This is a genomic window from Raoultibacter massiliensis, assembly GCF_900199545.1.
Lineage (GTDB): Bacteria > Actinomycetota > Coriobacteriia > Coriobacteriales > Eggerthellaceae > Raoultibacter > Raoultibacter massiliensis.
Genome location: NZ_LT962670.1, coordinates 541,561 through 560,319, shown reverse-complemented (window position 1 = coordinate 560,319; position 18,759 = coordinate 541,561). Strand labels below are relative to the sequence as shown.

The window sequence follows — 18,759 nt, the reverse complement described above, 5'->3', positions numbered from 1 at the left end:
TTCATGCGTTTACGCTGCCCGGTCCAGCGTCCTCAACGGATTTCAACGANCTCGACAAGCGCCGGCACGCGCTCGGCGTAATCGCGAGTGTTGATGCCCGCCCCCACCATGTAGCGCTTGTGGGAATCGAGCATCTCGTAGGGGTTCGACTTATGGGAATCGTAGTCTTTGCGAAACACCATGTACATGAGATGGTCTTCCTCATCGACCAGGGGAAGCGAGTTGAGCTTGTTGTCCCAGATGATATCGTTTGCCGTCTTGAGGCTCGTATCCGCAGCGGCCACGATCATGCGCTCGCGCGGCGTCATGAAATCCGCAACCTTCTCGGAAGGGTCCATGCGCGATATGCGGTAATCGCGGCTTGTCACGATGCCGAGCAGCTTGCCGTGGGCAGAGCCGTCGTCGGTTACGGGCATCGTCGAGTGGCCGTACTCCTCTTTAAGGGCAAGCACGTCGGCGAGCGTTGCGTCGGGAGCGAGGTTCGCATCGCTCGTCACAAAACCGGCCTTGTAATCTTTGACCCGCGCAACCATAGCCGCCTGGTTTTCGATGGTCTGCGATCCGAAGATAAACGAAAGGCCTCCCTCGGTCGCAAGCGCGATGGCCATGCCGTCATCGGAAACCGATTGCATGATGGCAGAAACCATCGGGATGTTGAGCGAGATCGCAGGCTCTTCCCCTTGCCTGTGCTTTACGAGGGGAGTTTTCAAACTCACCTTTGCAGGAATGCACTCTGACGAAGAGAATCCGGGAACCAGCAGGTACTCGTTGAACGTACGCGATGGTTCGTCGAAATAGTAAGCCATGGACGAAACTCCTTCTTGGACTGCGGTCGAGGTTTGCACGGCGCGGACAGCGACCAGCTTTCCCGATCGGCGGCGGGCCGTTACTCAGGTATTACCCGCTATTATAGCCACGACAAAGCGCAAGTGCGACCAAGCACAGAGAATGTGGAGAAATATTCTGCGGCCGACGGTCTTTTGCACCCATGCAACCGCACGCTCGCATGGGCGCAGAACCGCCGCGCGCGTGATCGGCGATCGCAAAAAAACACAACGGGCGCCCACCTCGCAGGACGCCCGTTTCGCCTTTCGGAATGCCGTGCCCTCTTACGCGTTTCTACGCCCCGCGCAGAAACGCCTTGTACCCCTTGTATGCCTCGTACAGATCGGCCTTCGATGATACCTCCCAAGGAGAATGCATCGAGAGCACCGCGACGCCCGAATCGATGACGTCCATGCCGTATTTCGCCGGAATGTAGGCGATCGTGCCGCCACCGCCCGCATCGACGCGGCCGAGTTCGGCAGTCTGGAACGCCACGTCAGCTTCATCCATGATGGCGCGGATGCGCGCCATGTACTCGGCGCTGGCATCGTTCGACCCGCTCTTCCCTCGGCTGCCCGTGTACTTGTTGAACACAAGTCCCCGCCCGAGGAACGCGGAGTTCTTCGCCTCGAAAACGCTCGCGTACGCAGGATCGAACCCAGCGCTCACATCGGAAGACAGCATGCTCGAGGAAGCAAGAGCGCGGCGCAGGGGGATATCGCCGGGGGATCCGGCAAGCGCCATGATCTCGGCCATCGTATTCTCGAAGAACTGCGAGGCCATGCCCGTCGCCCCGACGCTTCCGATCTCCTCTTTATCAACGAGGATGCACACGCTCGTTTTCGCAGGTTCCTCGATGGCGAGCTGAGCGAGCAGCGACGTATAGGCGCACACACGGTCGTCCTGCCCGTATCCAATCACCATCGATCGATCGAAACCGCAATCGCGCGCGGCTCCCGCGGGGACCACTTCGAGTTCGGCCGAAAGGAAATCCTCTTCTTCGATGCCGTATTTCTCGGCGAGAAGATCGAGCAGATAGGCCTTGACGGGTTCCTTTTCGGCAAGCTTGGCGCGCTTCGCTTCGGGGCTGCCCTTATCGGCGGCGGCAGAGGCCCCATCGTCGCCTTCGATAACGAGCGGACGATTGCCCACGAGAATATCGAGATCCTCGCCTTCAACAACCTCGTTCGCCTTCTTGCCCATCTGCTTCGAGGCTAAATGGATCAGGAGATCGGTCACGCAAAACACAGGATCATCCGCCGCCTCGCCGACGACGACATCGACGGCGCTCCCGTCTTTCTTCACGACTACGCCGTGGATGGCAAGCGGAACCGTGACCCACTGGTAATTCTTAATGCCGCCGTAGTAGTGCGTATCGATCAGAGCGAATCCGTTCGACTCGAACAGCGGATTCTGCTTGACGTCAAGGCGAGGCGAATCGATGTGAGCGCCCAGGATATTAAGACCGCTCTCGAACGGATCGGCTCCAACATCCACGAGCATGAGCGCTTTTCCCTGCGCATGCGCCCAAATTCTATCACCCGGCCGAATCGGGCGCTTCTCCTCGATCACCTGTTTGAGGTCGACGTAACCGTTTTCCTCCGCAAGGTCGATGGCAAAACGGGCGCACTCGCGCTCGGTCTTGCAGGTGGAAAGAAAATCGATATACCCCTGAGCCAATGTCTCGACCGCAGCAAGATCTTGCTCGGAGTACGATTTCCATGCATTTTCACGTTCCATAACGTTCCCTTCCTTCGCGCATACCCCGATTTTACTGCAACCGTTGCACGTGATTCCATGAGCAATGCGCTTCTTATTTCCCTACCATTATCCTCGGGAAATGGCAAATAAAGGAGCCGGCACAGAAACTTCAAGATGACAACTTGGGAACAGAGGCAAGCGAAACGCTCCGAGCCAGGTTGCCCTACTCCCGAGGCAGATCGTAGCAGGCAGCCAATCCCGCTATGATTATTTCGATATTTCGGTCGAACGATTCCTCGGTGAAAAGATCAAATCGCTCGATCGCTTCGGCGGACGCGCCAGCACCCACCCGATCGCGCTCCCGATTCGCATAAGCCTCGGCAAGCTGGAAACCGGGGAGGAACGAATGCATCATCGACAGAAACACCGCAGGCATCTCCTCGGGCAGCCCCTGGCTCTCATGGGTAGAGAACACGCGGTCGGTAAACTCGAGAACAGGGGACTCGAATATGGGCACGAGGACGAACATCATGAACGCCTTCGGGTGCTTGAGTGCCATGGCGCGGTTCAGGCGAGCGACGCGGCGCAGACTTTCCTGCCACGTCTCCCCCGCAACCGGCTCGACGATCGTCTCATCAAGCATAACCCCCAAAGCGGCTTTCATGAGGTCGTACTTTGAACCGAAACGGTTCATGATGGTCATCGTGGGCACGCCGGTTCTATCACTCAGTTTGCGGAAGGAAAGCGCGTCCACGCCCTCTTCGTCAACGTATTCGAGCGCCGCTTTCGCCAGTTCTTCATTTGTGAGCGATTTGCCCTTTCGAGCAGCTTGAGCCATGTACCTCGCCTTTCTAACGTATCGCCCATTATAGCGAAGGCCAGCCGCTTGGCCGATGGCATCACGGTGTTCCCGTCGAGTCGCCCATAACTTGCGGGTATTGACTTTGGTACAGTGTACCACTATTATATGGTACACTGTACCAAATGAGGAGGAGATACCTATGAGCATATCAAGAAGATCGTTTCTATCGGGATCGCTGCTTGCAGGCGCAGGCATCGTAGCGGGTGGACTGATCAGCTGCTCGCCCGCCGGCGAAACACCGGCAAAAGACCAGACTGAACAAGCAAGTCAACCGGCCGGCGCAAAGCACAACCCCGCTTCTACCGAACAGTTCGACGTCGTCGTGGTCGGATCGGGAACAGCCGGAACCTGCGCTGCCTTGCGGGCGGCTGAGCTCGGTAAGAAAGTCGTGTGCCTTGAAAAGAACTCAGGGCTCGGTGGAACATCCGTTTTCGCCGAAGGCCTCTGCGGAATCGGATCGCGCTACCAAGCCGAACAAGGCATCGAAGTCGACCGAGCCGCCGTGCTCGCCGACACCATGAACTACCACCATTACGCCTGCCTCGGTCCCGTCGTCCGCTCGTTTATCGACAACTGCGGCGAAACCATCGACTGGCTCGAAGAGCAGGGTGTGACGTTTTCGTCAGTCGTGGCGCTCGGCGATTCTTATCCGGTATGGCACCTGCCTGCCGACCAGGCCGGTGCTCCAACGCACATGCAGACGGTTCTTGAAGTGCTGCAGAAAAACGCAGAATCGCTCGGCGTCGAGTTCCGGACATCGGCTCCCATGACCGACCTCGCCGTTGATGGCAAAACCGTCAAAGGCGTCTACATCGGGTCGGGAAGCAGCGAAACGCTCATCGAAGCGCCGGCGGTGGTCCTTGCAAGCGGAGGCTACGCGAACAACGCCGAGTTGTTCGAGAAGTTCACCGGCCGCCCCTACGATTCGGTTCATGTTTGGGGCATGACGGGACGAGACGGCGATGGCATCATCGCGGCAACCGCTTCCGCGAATGCCGATACGCACATTCCAAGCGCCGTCATGTACCACACTGGACGCATAGAGGGCACCGACGCATTTTCCGACATACCCAACTTCGTTCTAACCATGCAACCAACCATGCGCGTCAACGCATCGGCCGAACGTTACTTCAACGAAGCGGTCACGAGCGACTTTTCCGCAACAGGCAACGTCCTCACCACCAATGCGGCCAACTACGTCATATTCGACGACGCCTACATCGACCACATCGAACAGGAAGGGCCGTTCTGCCCGATGCCGAACCTCGGGGCATTCGTCGGTCAACCCTTCGAATGCCGCAAGGGTATCGAATCGTGCGCAGGCATAGTCAAGGCCGACACTATCGAGGATCTCGCAGACCAATTGGGGCTCGAACCCGATACGCTCGCAAAAACCGTGGCCCGTTACAACGAATTCTGCGCGACGGGCGCCGACGAAGACTACGGCAAGCCAGCAGAGCAGCTGCTGTCGATCGAGACGGCTCCGTTCTACGGGGCCGTCATCACCCCCACCCTGTTCACAACGGTAGGCGCACTGAGCGTCAACGAAAACATGCAAGTGATCGACACCGATGGGCATGCTATCGCAGGGCTCTTCGCTGCTGGAGGCGATGCCGCCGGGCTCTACGGTTCCAATTACGATGTCGACGTATGCTCGGGATCGCAACAAGGTTGGGCGGCGACATCGGGTAGACTTGCGGCAGAGCGCCTTTCCGCATAGCCGAACGTACCGCGCTTCATCTTCCGGGCGACCGCTGAAGCGGTCGCCCTTTCCCGCAACGACAGGCCCGACCGCGCGTAAAGCAATCGCAGGCCCGCCGCACATCGGCGCCTCCGCCCACCCGAAATCGCATCGAACCGGCAAAAAGCTCATTCGCAGAATTTGTGCAAACTCGGGAAAAGTCGCAAGCAGTTCCCATCCTGCTCTTGAAATGCTCGATTGGACGGTGTAGTATACCTTATCGAGATACGTTCTCAATAAGAGACGAGACCCAATAACAACACAGAGGAGAGCTCAATGACAATGAAGCTTCGCGACGCCATCCCTTCACCCGATAACTCCACCAATTTCAACATCGTCAGCGACAGCAAGACCGTGGTCGGTTCGACGCTCGACAACCTGAAGGCTGCCATCGCGGGCGAAACCAGCGCTTCGGCCAAGTACACCGCATTCGCCAAGGCCGCCAAAGAGCAGGGTTACGATCAGATCGCCCGCCTGTTCGAGGCAACCGCAGCCGCCGAGCAGATCCACATCGGCCTCGAGTACGGCCTCGTTTCGCAGATGGATCCCGACTACGAGAAGCCTTCCGCCGATGCCCCCGCAGCCGAAGCCAGCGATCTGAACCTCATCTCGGGCGCCTGTGGCGAGATCTACGAGACCTCCGACATGTATCCCGCCTTCATCAAGAAGGCCCAAGAAGAGGGCGAGACCAAGGCAGTCCAGGTGTTCACCCGCGCCAAGCTCGCCGAGTCCGTGCATGCCGAGCGCTACCTCGATGCCTACAACAACCTCGACGCCGCCGACGACGATACGTTCTACCTCTGCCCCATCTGCGGCTACATCCACAAGGGCGAAGATTTCGAAAAGTGCCCCATCTGCTTTTGCACGAAGGACAAGTTCACCGCCTTCTAAGCCAATCAGAAGCAAACCGAAAACCAGCGAATCCAAGGCGCTCCGTTCGCGGAGCGCCTTTCCTTTGCCGAAGGCGTTGCGCTACACTGGGTGCTTCAGCAAAGAAAGCCAGGTATCCCATGCACGAGAACAACGTATCCGAACAAAGCGCCGCCGTCGCAGAACCGCACGACGTCCTCTCCCCCACCATACAGGCGCTCGTCGCGCACAACCGCGAGTTCGCAGCGAACAAAGAGTACGAGCGCTACCGCACCGACAAGTATCCCGATAAGAAGCTTGCCATCGTGACCTGCATGGACACGCGCCTCACCGAGCTGCTTCCCGCCGCGTTCGGCCTGAAGAACGGCGATGCGAAGATCATCAAAGTCGCAGGTGCGGAGGTGTCGCACCCGTTCGGCAGCGTTATGCGCTCGCTCCTCATCGCAGTATGCGAACTCGGAGTCGAAGATGTCATGATAGTCGCCCACACCTCGTGCGGCGCCCAGCATATGGACGGCTCATCGATGGTCGAAGCCATGGAAAGCCTAGGCGTCGCCGAAGACCGCATCAGGCTCGCCGAGCACTGCGGCGTTGATTTCAACCGATGGCTTGCGGGATTCGGGGATACCGAAAAAGCCGTGCGCGAAAGCGTGGCGATGGTGCGCGAGCACCCCGTCATGCCGCCGCTCGTACGCGTAACGGGCTGGATCATGGACTCCGAAACAGGCGAGATCGTCCAAGTCGATTGCTGATCCCGACGGCATTGGCGAAAAGCGGCTGCCGAAGCGCACGCACGATGCCGCCGCACGCCGCTTTTCAGGTTGCGGCCAAGCCCGCCGCCCTCAGTTTCGATCGCCCGTTTCGAACACGACGTCTCCGTCGAGCGATTCGATGCGCACACCGAGCACCCGACCTCCTTCGACGAACAGGTACCCGATGCAACGGGGAAAGCCGCCACGCGGGCGAAACGCGGCGCCAGGGCATATCACGTAATCGGCGGGACGGGCATCTGCGCCCGCGATGATTTCGGGTACATGGGTATGGCCGTGTACGCAGACCTGTGGAATGGGGTCTCCCGGCGCAATGCCCGGACCGCCCGAGAACCCGATGCGAACATCCTGCGGGTAATGCGCCACAAGAAGCCGGACGCCTCCGATCACGGGATGAGCGAACCGACCTACCGCCGCTCCGTATTCGTCGTAGTCGTTGTTGCCGAGCACCGCCGTTACCGGAGCAAGCGACTCGAGGCTTCGAATGATGTCGGGACCCCCGATATCGCCTGCGTGGATGATGTGATCGCATTCCGCAAGCGCGGCATACGCCTTCGGATCAAGCTGCCCATGCGTATCGGAAACAAGTCCGATCCGAAAGAAACCCGCGGTGCTGTTCAGTGGTTTATCCATGTGGTAATTGTATCATGCGCCCAGATCAAGATTACAAAACAGTTACCAATGACCCCGAACCGTTGACGGGTGGAACACCTCTGAGTATACCTGGAATCGTACACGGCAAGCGGGCGAAACACCCATGACAGAAGCGATGCCATTTCGATGCAGCCCGCGTTAAAAGAATGGAGATGATCGCAATGTTAGTACCTACAAGACGACCCAAGGATTTCATCAACGGTTTGATGCTCGATCCGTTCGAAACGTTCCTCGACAACGCGACCGCGTTGGCAAAGCCGGCACCAACCCTGATGAAAACCGATATCAAGGAAACCGATGCGGCCTACGAGCTCACCATCGACTTGCCTGGATTCAAGAAGGACGACGTAGCCGCCGAGCTCAAGAACGGCTACCTGACCGTCAGCGCCTCCACCGAATCATCGAAGGAGGAGAAAAGCGAAGAGGGCACGTTCATCCGCAAAGAGCGCTTCAGCGGCAAATGCAGCCGCAACTTCTATGTCGGAGAAGACATTTCCGAGGATGACATCAAGGCGAAATTCGAAGACGGCCTGCTGAAGATCACGGTTCCGAAAAAGGAACAACCCAAAGAGGAAGATGCCAAGAAAGTCATCTCGATCGAGGGCTGATCGCCCGAAGCTGGATTCGTTTATGCAGGGCGGTCGCTCGGCCGCCCTGCTTTTTGCTTGCACGCGCGCGATCAAAGCAAACACGCAACGCGAACAACCTGCTATCATTGCCCGTATCGAATGCGGTCGCACGGCACTGCGTCGGCGGCAGACAATGCCGCACGCGAACGCAGCGGGAAAGGACGGCATATGGCAGCCGAAAACGACGAAACGGAAAAAGCCATCGAGACGCTCAGGCGATGGATTGCCGAAGCGCCGCAAGGCGGCGTCGTGTTCTTCGGAGGAGCGGGCGTATCCACCGAAAGCGGCATTCCTGACTTCAGAAGCCCCAGCGGCCTGTTCGCTCAAAAATACCCCTACCCCGCTGAAGTCATGATCAGCAGAAGCTTCTTCGACGAGCATCCCCCCGAGTTCTTCGATTTCTACTGCGATCGCATGGTGTTCGTTGACGCGAAGCCCAACCAAGCGCACCGAAAGCTCGCCGACCTCGAACGGAAGGGAATCATGCGAGCCGTGATCACCCAGAACATCGACGGGCTCCACCAGGCCGCAGGCAGCAAAACGGTATACGAGCTGCACGGAAGCGTACTGCGCAACTTCTGCATGCGATGCGGCAAGCCCCACAGCGTCAACGAGCTTCTCGCCTTGCACGAGCAGGCCGAAGACGGCGTCCCGCACTGTGCTGAATGCAGAGGCATCATCAAACCCGATGTCGTGTTGTACGAGGAGGCGCTTGATTCGCATACGCTCCAAGCTTCGGTCGAAGCCATAGCGAAAGCCGACACACTCATCATCGCGGGCACCTCGCTCGCCGTCTATCCAGCTGCAACCCTCATCGACTACTTCACGGGAGACCATCTGGCCATCATCAACCGCACGCCCACCCCGCGCGACAGACAAGCCGACCTCTGCATCGCCGCAAACGTCGGATCCGTTTTCGATTTCTAGGAGATCGCCATGGCAGACGCACCCGCGCCCGAGCAAACCGCCACCCCTGACCAACCAGCAAACCGATCCGCCCCCGCCCTGCGCGACATCAAGCAGGTGAGCGACGGCTGGATCAAGAAATACGAGCTGACGTACACGATGCCAGACGGAAGCCCCTACACCTATGAGGCGGTTTCCCGAAAAGGATTGGATGCGTATCGCAAAGAGCTTGAAAGAGCGGGAACGGGCACGCAGCAGGCCGACGCCATCTGCATCGTCCCGCGCACAGCCGATGACGAACTCGTGCTCATCCGCGAGTTTCGCTATCCGCTCAACAGCTGGTGCATAGCCTTTCCCGCCGGCCTTATCGAAGAGGGCGAAGATCTGAGAGAATGCCTCGAGCGCGAATTGTACGAAGAGACGGGGTACGGCTTTCACCTCATTGACGGAAAGCCGAAATTCCACCCGCTTCCCCAGTCAGGCTATTCGTCCACGGGCCTTTCGGAGGAAAGCGTGCAAGTCGTGTTCGCCTTCGTGAAAAAAGAACGGGAACCCAAACCCGAGCCCTCCGAGTTCATCGAGGTATTCACACTCCCCATCGCCGACGTGCCGAGTTTTCTCGAACACAATACGACGCCGATAGGAACCCGCTGCCAGCTCATCCTCGAATCATTCGCCCGCGATGCGCGCAACGAACTGCAGCGATGCCGATGATGGGAGCTACCGGTTGATAACTTGAATCTGCAGGCCTTCCATGACGTCGAACGCCTTGTCCCGCAATTCCCTGTCGTAGGAATCGGTACAGGACGCATCTACGATGACCGGAACCTCGGGGCATGCCGTCTTGGCAAGCACCGCTTCCGCAATCACGCAGATATTGGTTACCAGGCCGACGAGCTCGATGCTCTCGAAGGGGTTCGTGCCCACTTCATCGGCAACTTTCTGCATCGCAACCAGACGCCCGAACAGCTCTTTCGACCCGAATGCCGCTTTTTCGAACACAGGATCGCACGCCCCAACGCGTTCGGCGATCGATCCGTACAGCTCTGCACCCGGCGTGCCTTCGATGCAGTGCTCGATCGGAAGGCTCTTGCCCTCAAGCGTGTTCAGGTAGTTTTTGCCATGCATATCGAGCGTGAACGCAATCTCGTCGCCGGCTTCCCGATACGCATCGATTTTGGCCGCTATGCGGTCCTCAAGCAGCTCGGCACCCGGAAAGCCCAGCGCCCCGTCCACGAAATCGTTCTGGAAATCAACAACAATCAAAAGCTTCTTCATTACCGTTCCTCATCGCCTGCATCAGCGCACTTCGGCGCGCAATTTCAAGATAACTTGGCGATAAGGGTACCATACTCCTCCTGTATGCGCTCGTAGGCGCTCATGATCGGCGCGCAAACGAGATCAACCTCCCGCATAATGGCATCGTAGTCGCCGATGAGCGTCGATGCCGTCCGACGGTCGATCAGCCCGTCGCTCGCCATGCCTCCCACGATGGAAACGACCCGTTCCCCAGCATATGCCTCCTTGTAGCTTCTCGTCCCAGCCAGCGCGCTCACGATGTCGGCCACGGCAACGATCCGTTCGGGCTCGGACAAATCGGGAGCGGACAAGCCGCGAGGGTAGCCCGAGCCGTCGAGCTTCTCGTGGTGCCTGAGCGCAATGCGCGCCACCCGCGATTCGATGCACCCGTCGATTATGTGCTCGGTCAGATCGACGTGCATGCGCATGGCATCGCGCTCGTCAGAGGTGAGCGCTCCCGGCTTTTCCAATATGGTCAGCGGAACGCCGATTTTGCCAAGATCGTGGACCATGGCTCCGTTGTATATCGCCTCGCAGGCGTCTTCGGGAAGGCCGAGGCGGATAGCAACGCTGTAGGCTATCTGCGCCGTCGTCATCGTATGGGCGACGGTATGGCGGCTTCTGAAATCGATCACGTGGACGAGCATCTTGAGAAACGCAGATGCATCGCCGTCGGGGATGGGATACGCGCCTAAGAGCCGCTCGATGCCCGCATTCTCGCACACGAGGCCTCCCGGGCCGACCGCTTTATCGGTTTCGAGGAAGAGATCGACGGCATCGGGAGCGAGCAAGGCGCCTTTCGCCTGCTCAAGTTGAAGGTACAGCTGCTCGCGCGTCCCGTCGGGATGGGAGAGCGCAAACACATCGACCCGATCCGCAACGTGAATCACCTGGGCGATATGGGCGACAACCGGATCAATCCCATCGAATCGACCGAACGGCAGGTGATGGTACAGCACGGCTTCCGAAAGGCGCGACAGGGGCGAGAGCTCGCGCAGGAACAAATACCCGTACACCGAATGCTCCCACACCGACTCCGTTTCAAAATCGACCATCCGATCGATTTCCTCGGTCCGATACGCTCCGATATCGTGAAACAGCGCCAAAAGCAGCGCGTCGCGTCGGTCGTCGGCGCAAAGGTTCCCGCTGCGCTCGAGCATGGCATCGACGCTCAGCGCGACACGAAGCCCATGATCCACCAAGCGTTCGTCAACCAGATTGAGCGCACGCTGCACCATTATCGCAATGGACAGCGACTGCGAAACTTCAGTGCTCATCGCCCGTTCAGCTTGGCAATGATGGAGCGCGCCTTGTTCATCTGATCTTCAACGTTCATTCCAACGACATCGAGCCCTTCGGCGGCAACGAACCGGGTTTCGGGGATGCCGAACATAGAAGCAATGCCGCACATGTACTCGTAGCCGAAATTCGCCCCTTCGACAAAACCGCCGCACGACGTTATGTAGGTGAGGGTCTGCGCTTTGCAGATTCCCTCCGCCTGGCCTTGCTCGGTATAATGGAACGTGATATCGCACACCGAAACATGCTCGATGTAGGTTTTGAGCGCCGCCGGGAACGAAAGGTCCCAGTACGGAGCGCCCACAACGATTTCATCGGCGGAAGAAAATTGCTTGGCCAGGTCGAAAACGGGATCGTCCCACCGCCCGGCTTTCTGAAGATCGTACCGATGACCGGCGGCAGCGCCATCGAACGGCACAAGCCGAAGGGCGCTCAGGTCAACCTCCACCACATCCTGCTTTGCCGCCAGATATTCGCGACACAGTTCGAGCGTTCGCGATTGCGCGCCCCGCATGCAGGCGTTGACGAATAAGGTCGTTGGCATGGTCTCTCCTTCAAGGGTGTTCGCTCCGCAAAGCGGCGACGTATCTCATTTGGTTCATCATAGCAGATACCTTCGTTTTGCATGCACGAACCGAAGGCGACTGCGCATGAAAATGCGGGATGCCGCCGTGCCCGCATCCCGCATGATTTCCAGCCTCGCGACGATGCGGTCGGCTATGACACCTTCTCGAACTTCTCATGATGGCAGTTCGGGCACGGCGGCAGCTGGTCGTCGTCGCTTTTGAGCTCTACGAGCTGTCCGCAATGCAGGCAGCGATAGGTTCCCTTACCCGGCTTTTCTCCTGTTGTATACGTCATTGCATGCTCCTTTTCCGATTGGCTTACGCGGCTTTAACGTTCTGGGCACGATCGTCGCCCTGCTTCTGCTTGTATTCGTCGCGCGTCATGACATCGACCACATGGACGGTCATCTCTTCGACATCGAGACCGGTCATTTCCTTGATGCTCTTGCCGACGACCTTCTTGATGCGATCGAACACCTCGACGGCCGATTTGCCGTACTCGAGAATGACCGAAAGCTCGACCGATGCACGCTGGTCGTCTTCGATATCGGCGTTGACGCCTTTCGTGCGGTCTTCCCCGCCGAGCCCCTCCTGGATGGTGGAGAGCAGGTTGCCCTTCATCTCGACGATGCCGTCGATTTTCTGGGTCGCGTATGCGGCGATCTTCTCAACGACCACCTCGTCTATTACAAGCTTGTACTCGGGTTCGGCCACCGGGGCGGTGCCGATGCCTTGGTTCGTCGGGCTCATGGTGCTTGAAGTGCTCATTGTTTCCTGCGCCATAACTGGCTCCTTTCGCTCTGCGTTTGCTTATGATCTAGTCCAACCGATCGATGATGCCTCTGACGGCAGCAGCCGTCTTGCGATCTCCATCTTTGTAGCGTCCGTACAAAACGCCTGCGGATGCAAACACCGCCAGAAGCAAGGTTGGCCAAAATCCGATGATGAGAAACCCCGCCGCCACAAGAAGACCAACGGCCGCGCAGACCACCTGGTTACGGTGGGTGCGGTAGTACGAAAACCACGCGTGCTTCGCGTTGGGGAACAGCTCTTCTTGCGAAGCCGCGCGCACGGGCTTCCCTTCGGGCTTTTCCGCATCGCTTCGATCGGGCTCGAACGAGATGTTCGGATACCCCAATCGATCGTGCGCACCTTGTACCGACTGCGCCTGCACGGGCGGGATAAGCGTTGCTGATTGCGTCATTGCGTACCTCCTATCGCGACATGGCCGCCACTGTGTTGAATGAAGCCCCTTCAGCGCCGGCAACTGCCTCGTCTGCCATATCCTCCGCGTCGAAGCTCAAAGCCTCCGGCGCAACCGAAGCATTCGGCGCAGCCTGCGCATAGACGGATTCGGAAGCGCCCGTCGTCCCAAAGCCGTCCGAAGCGCCAGAAAGTCGGCCAGCCGAAGCTTCCGTGGGGCTGATCGGCGCGGCAGGCGAGGCCGCAGCAGCAGCAACGGCTGATGTCCGAGACGCATGGCGGCCATCCGGCTTGGCGAAGGAAATGCGCAGCGAATCAAGGGGATGGCCGGTCAAAGCGTTAACCGATGCCGCCACCTCGTCGGTCAGACGGCTGCCGAGCTGTTCGAGCATGCCGCTGCGACCAGGATCGACTTTCATGCGCAGTCTCACCCGAGGATCGCGCTTCCCGACAATCTTCACGTGCACGTCTTTCACCGCGAGGCCTCGATGAGATTCAACTGCGTCGCGCGCAGTCGACACGATCGCATCGCGGGCTATATCGACCGTACCGGCATCCCGCTCGATGCGCAGCCGCGATGCAGTAGGCGGTGCAGCTATCGCGCGAACGAGCACGACGAGCGTTCCTGCAAGCACGATACCGAGCAGAACCGCCTCGAACACGAAAAACCACTGCTGACCCGCAAGCCATCCTGCAGTCGGCATAAGCGGCTCCCACGAGAACCACAGAAGGGCAAGATAACCGACGCCGAGTATGGTCGCGAAAGCGTAAACGAAAAAGGCGAGTCGTCTGAAAGCTCCCATACCGTCCTCTTTTCTCTTCGGTCGAAGACGCCGTCTTTTTTGACGGGGCTTCTTTTGGTGTTGTCTCACCCTACTCCATCCGACCAGTGGTTCACAGACCTATGGGCGTTCTGCAAACTACCGATTGACCTGCTGTTACGTTAGTAATTTCCGCGTTATGCCCCCGTGGTGCGCCCGTGGTCTGCGCGTTTTCGCCCCGTTGCATAACCATTATTGTTTCACTTATATATAAGAAAGAACCCGGCCGTCTTAACCGGGTTCTCGTTTTCAGAAGCAACCAATGCACTCGCCGTTATTCGCCGGCGCTACGCCTCCGTCGAAGGGCAAGCGCTCCCGCTGCTGCAGCGGCAACCACGGCAAGCGCCGCAAACGCCCCGATGCCGGCGGCCAGATACCCGTCCCCTGTTCGGGCAAGGCCGCCTACTGGGGTCGGCATCTTCGGAGAATCTGCCGGGTGAGGAGTCGTGGGCGGATTCGTAACGTCGGGAATGCGCGGTATCGGCTCGGCAAGGTTGACGAGGGTGATTTCTATCGTCTGCCCCGCCTGATCGTACACGGCCTCGATTTCATGCGGAGTCTGATCGAGCTGATAGCCCTCGGGCGCCTTCGTTTCTACGAGCACGTACGACCCTTCGTCGATTCCAGCGACCGATGCACGCCCATCGGACCCGGTGACGATGCCGCCTTTGACAACCGCGCCCGATGGATCCCGAAGCTCGAACTCCGCTTTGGCAAGCGGCGCGCCATCGACATCGGTTTTGAGGATGTTGAGCGTTGCGGCGAATCGTTCGTTAACGTAGGAGCCCAGATCAACCGGATCGACGATCTTCACATCGTCGCTGCGGTACGATACATCGAATTCGCGCGGCTCGCCCAGCACGTAGGGATAGGGCGCCGCCACTTCGCTCAAGCGGTAATGACCGGGTTCGAGTCCGCGAATTACAATGGAGCCGTCCGCCTTCGAAACGAGATCGAGGGGCTCGGGCAGCGATGCGACAGGGCTCCAGGCGCCGCCGTCAAAACGCTCCAGCGAGAATTCCGCACCCCCCGACTGCTGCGCCTTCGGTGTTCTGCTTGACCAGCTTCACCTCGGTTAAATCGTTGGTTATCTCCACCGGACCGGAATCGGCTTCCAGCAAAACGGTGATTCCCGCGGCAAGCTCTTCCGACATGGTGTAGCCGGGTGCGGGTTCCACCTCTTTGAGCGTGTAGATTCCCGTCACTATGCCGGCAAAGGAAATCGCGCCGTTTTCATCGGTGGATACGACTCCCCCGATCGGCTGACCATGCGAATTGAAAAGCTGGAACTTCGCCCCAGGCAGATCATTGCCGCCCAGATCCGTTTTATGGAGAATGAGGTCTTTGCGCGTACCTTTAAGTATTCCGCTGCCGTCGGTAAGCTGCACGAGGATGCTGCCTGTCGTATTGTCGGTAACGGTTTTCAGATTGTTCCCCGTGATGGTGGCCGTGTTGGTCGCCTGGCTCAGCGGCACGCTCGAATCGGCGTACAGAGTTGCCTTGTAGGTAACGATGTAGGCGCTGTCGATCGTATTGGCAAACGCTATCTTCAGCTGCCACACGCCGTTCTCGTCCTGCACGTAATCAACCGTATAGTCGGTATCCCTGACAAGCACCGACGACGGGTCGAGCGTCAAATTGCCCGCTTTGTCGACAGTCGTGCCGTTAATCGCAATCGAATCGAGATTGACGAACTGATTGCTTGATGGCGTATCCGTTACAAGCACGTCCGACAGCTTGGAGTTGTTCGGGTTCACCGTCAGACTCCATACCGCCGCGCCATCAGAATCCTGGTATCCGCTTTTCTCGGCAAGAGATCCTCCGTGCTTCACCGAAACCTTCGCCTTGAGCGATGTGTCCTTCACGCTCTCCGCTTCGTTGTGCAAAATGGCAACGTTGTCGTAGGCGGCTTCGATGACCGTGCCCTCGACCGAAGTGTCGAACTCGATCCAATACAGCTCGTCGCCATCGGGGAACCCAACCGTGAGCGTCTGCTCGTTATCGTCGCTCGGCAGCGTCACGTCGAGAGAGGCCATCTGCTCGGCAGTAAGCTCGGGGCCCTTGACCGTCGTTCCGTTCGAGCGAATGGTGTACGAGTGCACCGAAAGCGAGCCGTCGACGAACGTCTGCCCGGGAAGGATCATATCCGATATCGAAGCTCCCTTCAGTCCGGTCCGGGCGTAATTGACAAGAACCGACCAAGTGATCTTCTTGTCGACGGCATTGTACGAGCCCGATTTCATGCCGTTGCTGCCGTCGGGAGGCGTCGGTCGATACGATGCCCGACCGGTATTGGAGTGGTGACCCCCGGATGCGTCGTACCACGAAGAACTTGCGATGTTGACGAATTCCTGGCTACCGTCAGGAGGATTGTGCATGGCGTCGTACGATGTCTTGTATGTGATCGCAAATTCGTGATCGGTGCTCCCGTAAGAGCCGACGAAGGCCAGGTTGAAGCCTATATGGTTTCCCGAGGAATCGGTGCTCAGACGAAGAGTGTACCCATCACCGGTGAAATCGCCCGCTTCGGGAACAACCTTTCCCGCGGTCACGTCATGAACCTCGATGTTCGCACCGTTCGATATCGTATGCGACAGGCCCAGCACAAGCGTGTCGGTGAGCGTGAAGGATTGCATCGGATAGCGGCTCTTGTTGATGTCGATTTTCCACGTGATCGTCTTGTTCGCAATGTCCACGCCATCGACGGTCTTGACCAGGTTATGCTGGCCGACCGTTATCCGATCATGTGCGATCGAAGGCGGATTTCCCGAGGTGATCGCCGTGTTGACGTAAGTTTTGTTCGCATCGATCACGCTGGTGACCTTAGTCTGATACGTGATGAGGACAGGGTAATCGACGTCGCTGTTGAACCCCACCTTGATGCTCTTGCTACCGAGATCCTGCGAAAACGTGTACTGGCCGGCTCCCGCACCTTCGGACAAACCGCTTTCAACGACGGCGTTGCCCTTGGAATCGAACTTCATTTTCTGCACGGTCACAGAATCGGCAATGAACTCCAAATCGGGGTAATCGCAGATGTCTTCAACCCAGGCGTCGCCTGCCGGTATGGTGCGCCCGCCGTAGTTGTACTGAACCTGCCAGGTAATGAGCCTCGTCGAGGGATCGTAGGTTGAGCCTTTCTTGTCGATCATTTTTCCGAAGTTGGCGCTAACCGTTGCTTGCGCCGGAAGGCCGTCCGCACCCGTATCGTCGGAATGAAGCACCGCCTTGTTGGTAAACGCGACGTCTCCCCCGCTCAGGTCCTTGACATCATCTTCGATCGTCGTCTTGTAAACGAACCGATAAGCTTCCTTCGTCGAATCATAGGGGCTGTTGAGCGTCACCTTCGTACCGTCGGAGGACGCCGTATAGCCAACCGCATCGAGCTTCGTCCAGCCCGCATCCCCCGGTTCCCCGATCACGTTGCCGTAGAAATCGACGGGAACCTGGTACACCTCGACGCCTTCGAACGTAAGCCCCGAAGGAAAGCTTTCGGCGACAGAGGCGTTATTCATCTGCTTGAGCGATTTGTTGATATCGACCGACCAGGAGATGCTTGTAGGATTGCGAGGCTGATCGAAATTGCCCGATTTGCTCACGTCGCTGTCGGTTGCAGGAACGATGGTGATCGATGCGGGGGGGAACGCTATTCTCGAAAGGAAGCTTTATCTCGGTTTCGCCGGGCTTGCCGATCGCATCGGCATTGAGGCCACCTGAAAAACCCATCTGCCCCGTCACGTCCCCTTTGCCGGTTACGGCATCGGTGAACGTAATGGTCACAACCGCGCGCGTGCCCGGCTTCGAGGGTGACACCGTGAAATTGGCATATACGATGCTCGCGTCATCGGGATCGACCAAAGCGACGCTTTTGATGCCCGCCGGAACGGTTACCGCATCGGGAAGCTCGAAGGAGTAATAATCGCCCGCCTTTATCTGGTCGGTCGTATCTGCAGGAATAGAAAGCGGGAAGCCGAGGTGAATGATCGAATCAATCGTAGGATCTTGGCCTGCAGGCAGTGGATTGCCGTTCGCATCGCGCATCTCGACGGTCATGCCGCCGAGAATGGTGCCGTTGGAACTTGGCGGCAGCAACGTCGAAATATCGACGGGATCGGCGGCAAGAAGCGCCGCGCCGTCATCGGAATCGGCGGATCTTTCGGGATCCGCCGATTCCGAGCCGTTCCGCAATCCTGAAGCTGCCCCGTCTGATTCGCCGCCCGAAGCAACCCCATCCGAGTCATCGATTGACGGGGACCCCCCGCTGCTCTCTTCGGAAAAGTCGTCCAAAGCGCCTTCGGCAGGCACTTCATCGGCGGCTTCGACTGTTTGCCGGTTTGCTGTCGGGTCCGTCAATGCATCATCGCCGGACCCGACAGGCGAATTCGATACGCGATCGCTTACCGCCTGAGCGGTCCGCTCCCCATCGGAAGCCTCCGCAAATGCAGAGAGCGGTAAAAGGTTCAACGCCAGCAGTACCGCCATCGCGTAGGCAAGCACTGTTCTTTTTGTACGGGCTTTCATAGCAACCACCATTTCGGTCGTAATCTTTGTGTTACGACTAATGATGGGCGCTTTGGATATGAAAGCCCGCTACTTATGCAATCTGATGCCGT

Annotated in this window: 18 protein-coding genes and 2 pseudogenes; 6 read left to right on the top strand and 14 right to left on the bottom strand. The window is 58.4% G+C overall.

What is annotated here, in order from left to right; all coding sequences use genetic code 11:
* Positions 1-50 precede the first annotated feature (50 nt).
* From C1719_RS02305 to C1719_RS15515, 3 genes and pseudogenes are all read right to left on the bottom strand, one after another.
* Positions 51-806, bottom strand: a pseudogene (locus C1719_RS02305) (IMP dehydrogenase); the annotation flags it as partial.
* A 313-nt stretch (positions 807-1,119) separates the two neighbouring features.
* A complete protein-coding gene (locus C1719_RS02300) occupies positions 1,120-2,565 on the bottom strand; it encodes an aminopeptidase (protein WP_102373614.1) in 1,446 nt (481 codons plus the stop codon).
* Positions 2,566-2,749: 184 nt separating this feature from the next.
* Entirely contained in the window at positions 2,750-3,364 is a 615-nt protein-coding gene (locus C1719_RS15515; protein ID WP_180963428.1) for a TetR/AcrR family transcriptional regulator, read from the bottom strand.
* A 163-nt stretch (positions 3,365-3,527) separates the two neighbouring features.
* Between C1719_RS15515 and C1719_RS02285 the strand changes: the two genes are divergently transcribed.
* The 3 genes from C1719_RS02285 (at position 3,528) to C1719_RS02275 (ending at position 6,751) form a co-directional block, all read left to right on the top strand.
* Complete coding sequence (locus C1719_RS02285) at positions 3,528-5,108, top strand: FAD-dependent oxidoreductase (protein ID WP_180963427.1); 1,581 nt, start codon at positions 3,528-3,530, stop codon at positions 5,106-5,108.
* 297 nt (positions 5,109-5,405) lie between these two features.
* Positions 5,406-6,020, top strand: a complete 615-nt coding sequence (ngr, locus tag C1719_RS02280; protein WP_342745888.1) for a nigerythrin — start codon at positions 5,406-5,408, stop codon at positions 6,018-6,020.
* A 119-nt stretch (positions 6,021-6,139) separates the two neighbouring features.
* Complete coding sequence (locus C1719_RS02275; protein WP_102373610.1) at positions 6,140-6,751, top strand: beta-class carbonic anhydrase; 612 nt, start codon at positions 6,140-6,142, stop codon at positions 6,749-6,751.
* Positions 6,752-6,841: 90 nt separating this feature from the next.
* Here the strand turns inward: C1719_RS02275 and C1719_RS02270 are convergent, their stop codons facing one another.
* Positions 6,842-7,402, bottom strand: a complete 561-nt coding sequence (locus C1719_RS02270) for a metallophosphoesterase family protein (RefSeq protein ID WP_102373609.1) — start codon at positions 7,400-7,402, stop codon at positions 6,842-6,844.
* A gap of 176 nt (positions 7,403-7,578) precedes the next feature.
* Here C1719_RS02270 and C1719_RS02265 point away from each other — a divergent pair, with 176 nt between their 5' ends.
* The 3 genes from C1719_RS02265 to C1719_RS02255 all read left to right on the top strand — a co-directional run bounded on the left by C1719_RS02265 (position 7,579) and on the right by C1719_RS02255 (position 9,672).
* Positions 7,579-8,031 (top strand): Hsp20/alpha crystallin family protein, encoded by a 453-nt coding sequence (locus C1719_RS02265; protein WP_102373969.1) that lies wholly within the window; start codon positions 7,579-7,581, stop codon positions 8,029-8,031.
* Positions 8,032-8,220: 189 nt separating this feature from the next.
* Positions 8,221-8,979, top strand: a complete 759-nt coding sequence (locus C1719_RS02260; protein WP_102373608.1) for an NAD-dependent protein deacylase — start codon at positions 8,221-8,223, stop codon at positions 8,977-8,979.
* 9 nt (positions 8,980-8,988) lie between these two features.
* Positions 8,989-9,672: an NUDIX hydrolase gene (locus C1719_RS02255; RefSeq protein WP_102373607.1), complete on the top strand. Its 684-nt coding sequence runs from the start codon at positions 8,989-8,991 to the stop codon at positions 9,670-9,672.
* Between the two features lie 6 nt (positions 9,673-9,678).
* Here the strand turns inward: C1719_RS02255 and C1719_RS02250 are convergent, their stop codons facing one another.
* The 10 genes and pseudogenes from C1719_RS02250 to C1719_RS02205 form a co-directional block, all read right to left on the bottom strand.
* A complete protein-coding gene (locus C1719_RS02250; RefSeq protein WP_102373606.1) occupies positions 9,679-10,236 on the bottom strand; it encodes a cysteine hydrolase family protein in 558 nt (185 codons plus the stop codon).
* Between the two features lie 44 nt (positions 10,237-10,280).
* Positions 10,281-11,534, bottom strand: a complete 1,254-nt coding sequence (locus tag C1719_RS02245) for an HD domain-containing phosphohydrolase (RefSeq protein WP_245874264.1) — start codon at positions 11,532-11,534, stop codon at positions 10,281-10,283.
* The gene (locus C1719_RS02240) at positions 11,531-12,100 is read right to left on the bottom strand and encodes an NAD(P)H-dependent oxidoreductase (RefSeq protein WP_102373605.1); all 570 of its coding nucleotides are present in this window, start codon (positions 12,098-12,100) and stop codon (positions 11,531-11,533) included. The genes C1719_RS02245 and C1719_RS02240 overlap by 4 nt, the downstream gene beginning before the upstream one ends.
* Before the next feature lie 173 nt (positions 12,101-12,273).
* Positions 12,274-12,423: pseudogene (locus tag C1719_RS02235) on the bottom strand (zinc ribbon-containing protein); the annotation flags it as partial.
* A 17-nt stretch (positions 12,424-12,440) separates the two neighbouring features.
* Positions 12,441-12,905 carry an Asp23/Gls24 family envelope stress response protein gene (locus C1719_RS02230; protein WP_102373603.1) on the bottom strand — a complete coding sequence of 155 codons (465 nt, stop codon included), beginning with the start codon at positions 12,903-12,905 and terminating at the stop codon, positions 12,441-12,443.
* A 34-nt stretch (positions 12,906-12,939) separates the two neighbouring features.
* Complete coding sequence (locus tag C1719_RS02225) at positions 12,940-13,326, bottom strand: DUF2273 domain-containing protein (protein ID WP_102373602.1); 387 nt, start codon at positions 13,324-13,326, stop codon at positions 12,940-12,942.
* A gap of 10 nt (positions 13,327-13,336) precedes the next feature.
* Positions 13,337-14,128 carry an alkaline shock response membrane anchor protein AmaP gene (amaP, locus tag C1719_RS02220; RefSeq protein WP_102373601.1) on the bottom strand — a complete coding sequence of 264 codons (792 nt, stop codon included), beginning with the start codon at positions 14,126-14,128 and terminating at the stop codon, positions 13,337-13,339.
* Between the two features lie 292 nt (positions 14,129-14,420).
* Positions 14,421-15,116 carry an MSCRAMM family protein gene (locus C1719_RS15825; protein ID WP_425439801.1) on the bottom strand — a complete coding sequence of 232 codons (696 nt, stop codon included), beginning with the start codon at positions 15,114-15,116 and terminating at the stop codon, positions 14,421-14,423.
* 28 nt (positions 15,117-15,144) lie between these two features.
* Positions 15,145-17,745 (bottom strand): collagen binding domain-containing protein, encoded by a 2,601-nt coding sequence (locus C1719_RS02210; RefSeq protein WP_102373599.1) that lies wholly within the window; start codon positions 17,743-17,745, stop codon positions 15,145-15,147.
* Positions 17,654-18,667, bottom strand: a complete 1,014-nt coding sequence (locus C1719_RS02205; protein WP_146007826.1) for an Ig-like domain-containing protein — start codon at positions 18,665-18,667, stop codon at positions 17,654-17,656. Before C1719_RS02205 ends, C1719_RS02210 begins: the two co-directional genes overlap by 92 nt.
* Positions 18,668-18,759: the final 92 nt, after the last annotated feature.

Excerpts from the sequence above, each read along its gene's own strand:
- C1719_RS02240 (WP_102373605.1), bottom strand. The coding sequence starts at position 12,100 with ATGCCAACGACCTTATTCGTCAACGCCTGCATGCGGGGCGCGCAATCG.
- ngr (WP_342745888.1), top strand. The coding sequence starts at position 5,406 with ATGACAATGAAGCTTCGCGACGCCATCCCTTCACCCGATAACTCCACC.
- C1719_RS02275 (WP_102373610.1), top strand. The coding sequence starts at position 6,140 with ATGCACGAGAACAACGTATCCGAACAAAGCGCCGCCGTCGCAGAACCG.
- C1719_RS02250 (WP_102373606.1), bottom strand. The coding sequence starts at position 10,236 with ATGAAGAAGCTTTTGATTGTTGTTGATTTCCAGAACGATTTCGTGGAC.
- C1719_RS02255 (WP_102373607.1), top strand. The coding sequence starts at position 8,989 with ATGGCAGACGCACCCGCGCCCGAGCAAACCGCCACCCCTGACCAACCA.
- C1719_RS02225 (WP_102373602.1), bottom strand. The coding sequence starts at position 13,326 with ATGACGCAATCAGCAACGCTTATCCCGCCCGTGCAGGCGCAGTCGGTA.
- C1719_RS15515 (WP_180963428.1), bottom strand. The coding sequence starts at position 3,364 with ATGGCTCAAGCTGCTCGAAAGGGCAAATCGCTCACAAATGAAGAACTG.
- amaP (WP_102373601.1), bottom strand. The coding sequence starts at position 14,128 with ATGGGAGCTTTCAGACGACTCGCCTTTTTCGTTTACGCTTTCGCGACC.
- C1719_RS02230 (WP_102373603.1), bottom strand. The coding sequence starts at position 12,905 with ATGGCGCAGGAAACAATGAGCACTTCAAGCACCATGAGCCCGACGAAC.
- C1719_RS02270 (WP_102373609.1), bottom strand. The coding sequence starts at position 7,402 with ATGGATAAACCACTGAACAGCACCGCGGGTTTCTTTCGGATCGGACTT.
- C1719_RS02285 (WP_180963427.1), top strand. The coding sequence starts at position 3,528 with ATGAGCATATCAAGAAGATCGTTTCTATCGGGATCGCTGCTTGCAGGC.
- C1719_RS02300 (WP_102373614.1), bottom strand. The coding sequence starts at position 2,565 with ATGGAACGTGAAAATGCATGGAAATCGTACTCCGAGCAAGATCTTGCT.
- C1719_RS02245 (WP_245874264.1), bottom strand. The coding sequence starts at position 11,534 with ATGAGCACTGAAGTTTCGCAGTCGCTGTCCATTGCGATAATGGTGCAG.
- C1719_RS02260 (WP_102373608.1), top strand. The coding sequence starts at position 8,221 with ATGGCAGCCGAAAACGACGAAACGGAAAAAGCCATCGAGACGCTCAGG.
- C1719_RS02205 (WP_146007826.1), bottom strand. The coding sequence starts at position 18,667 with ATGAAAGCCCGTACAAAAAGAACAGTGCTTGCCTACGCGATGGCGGTA.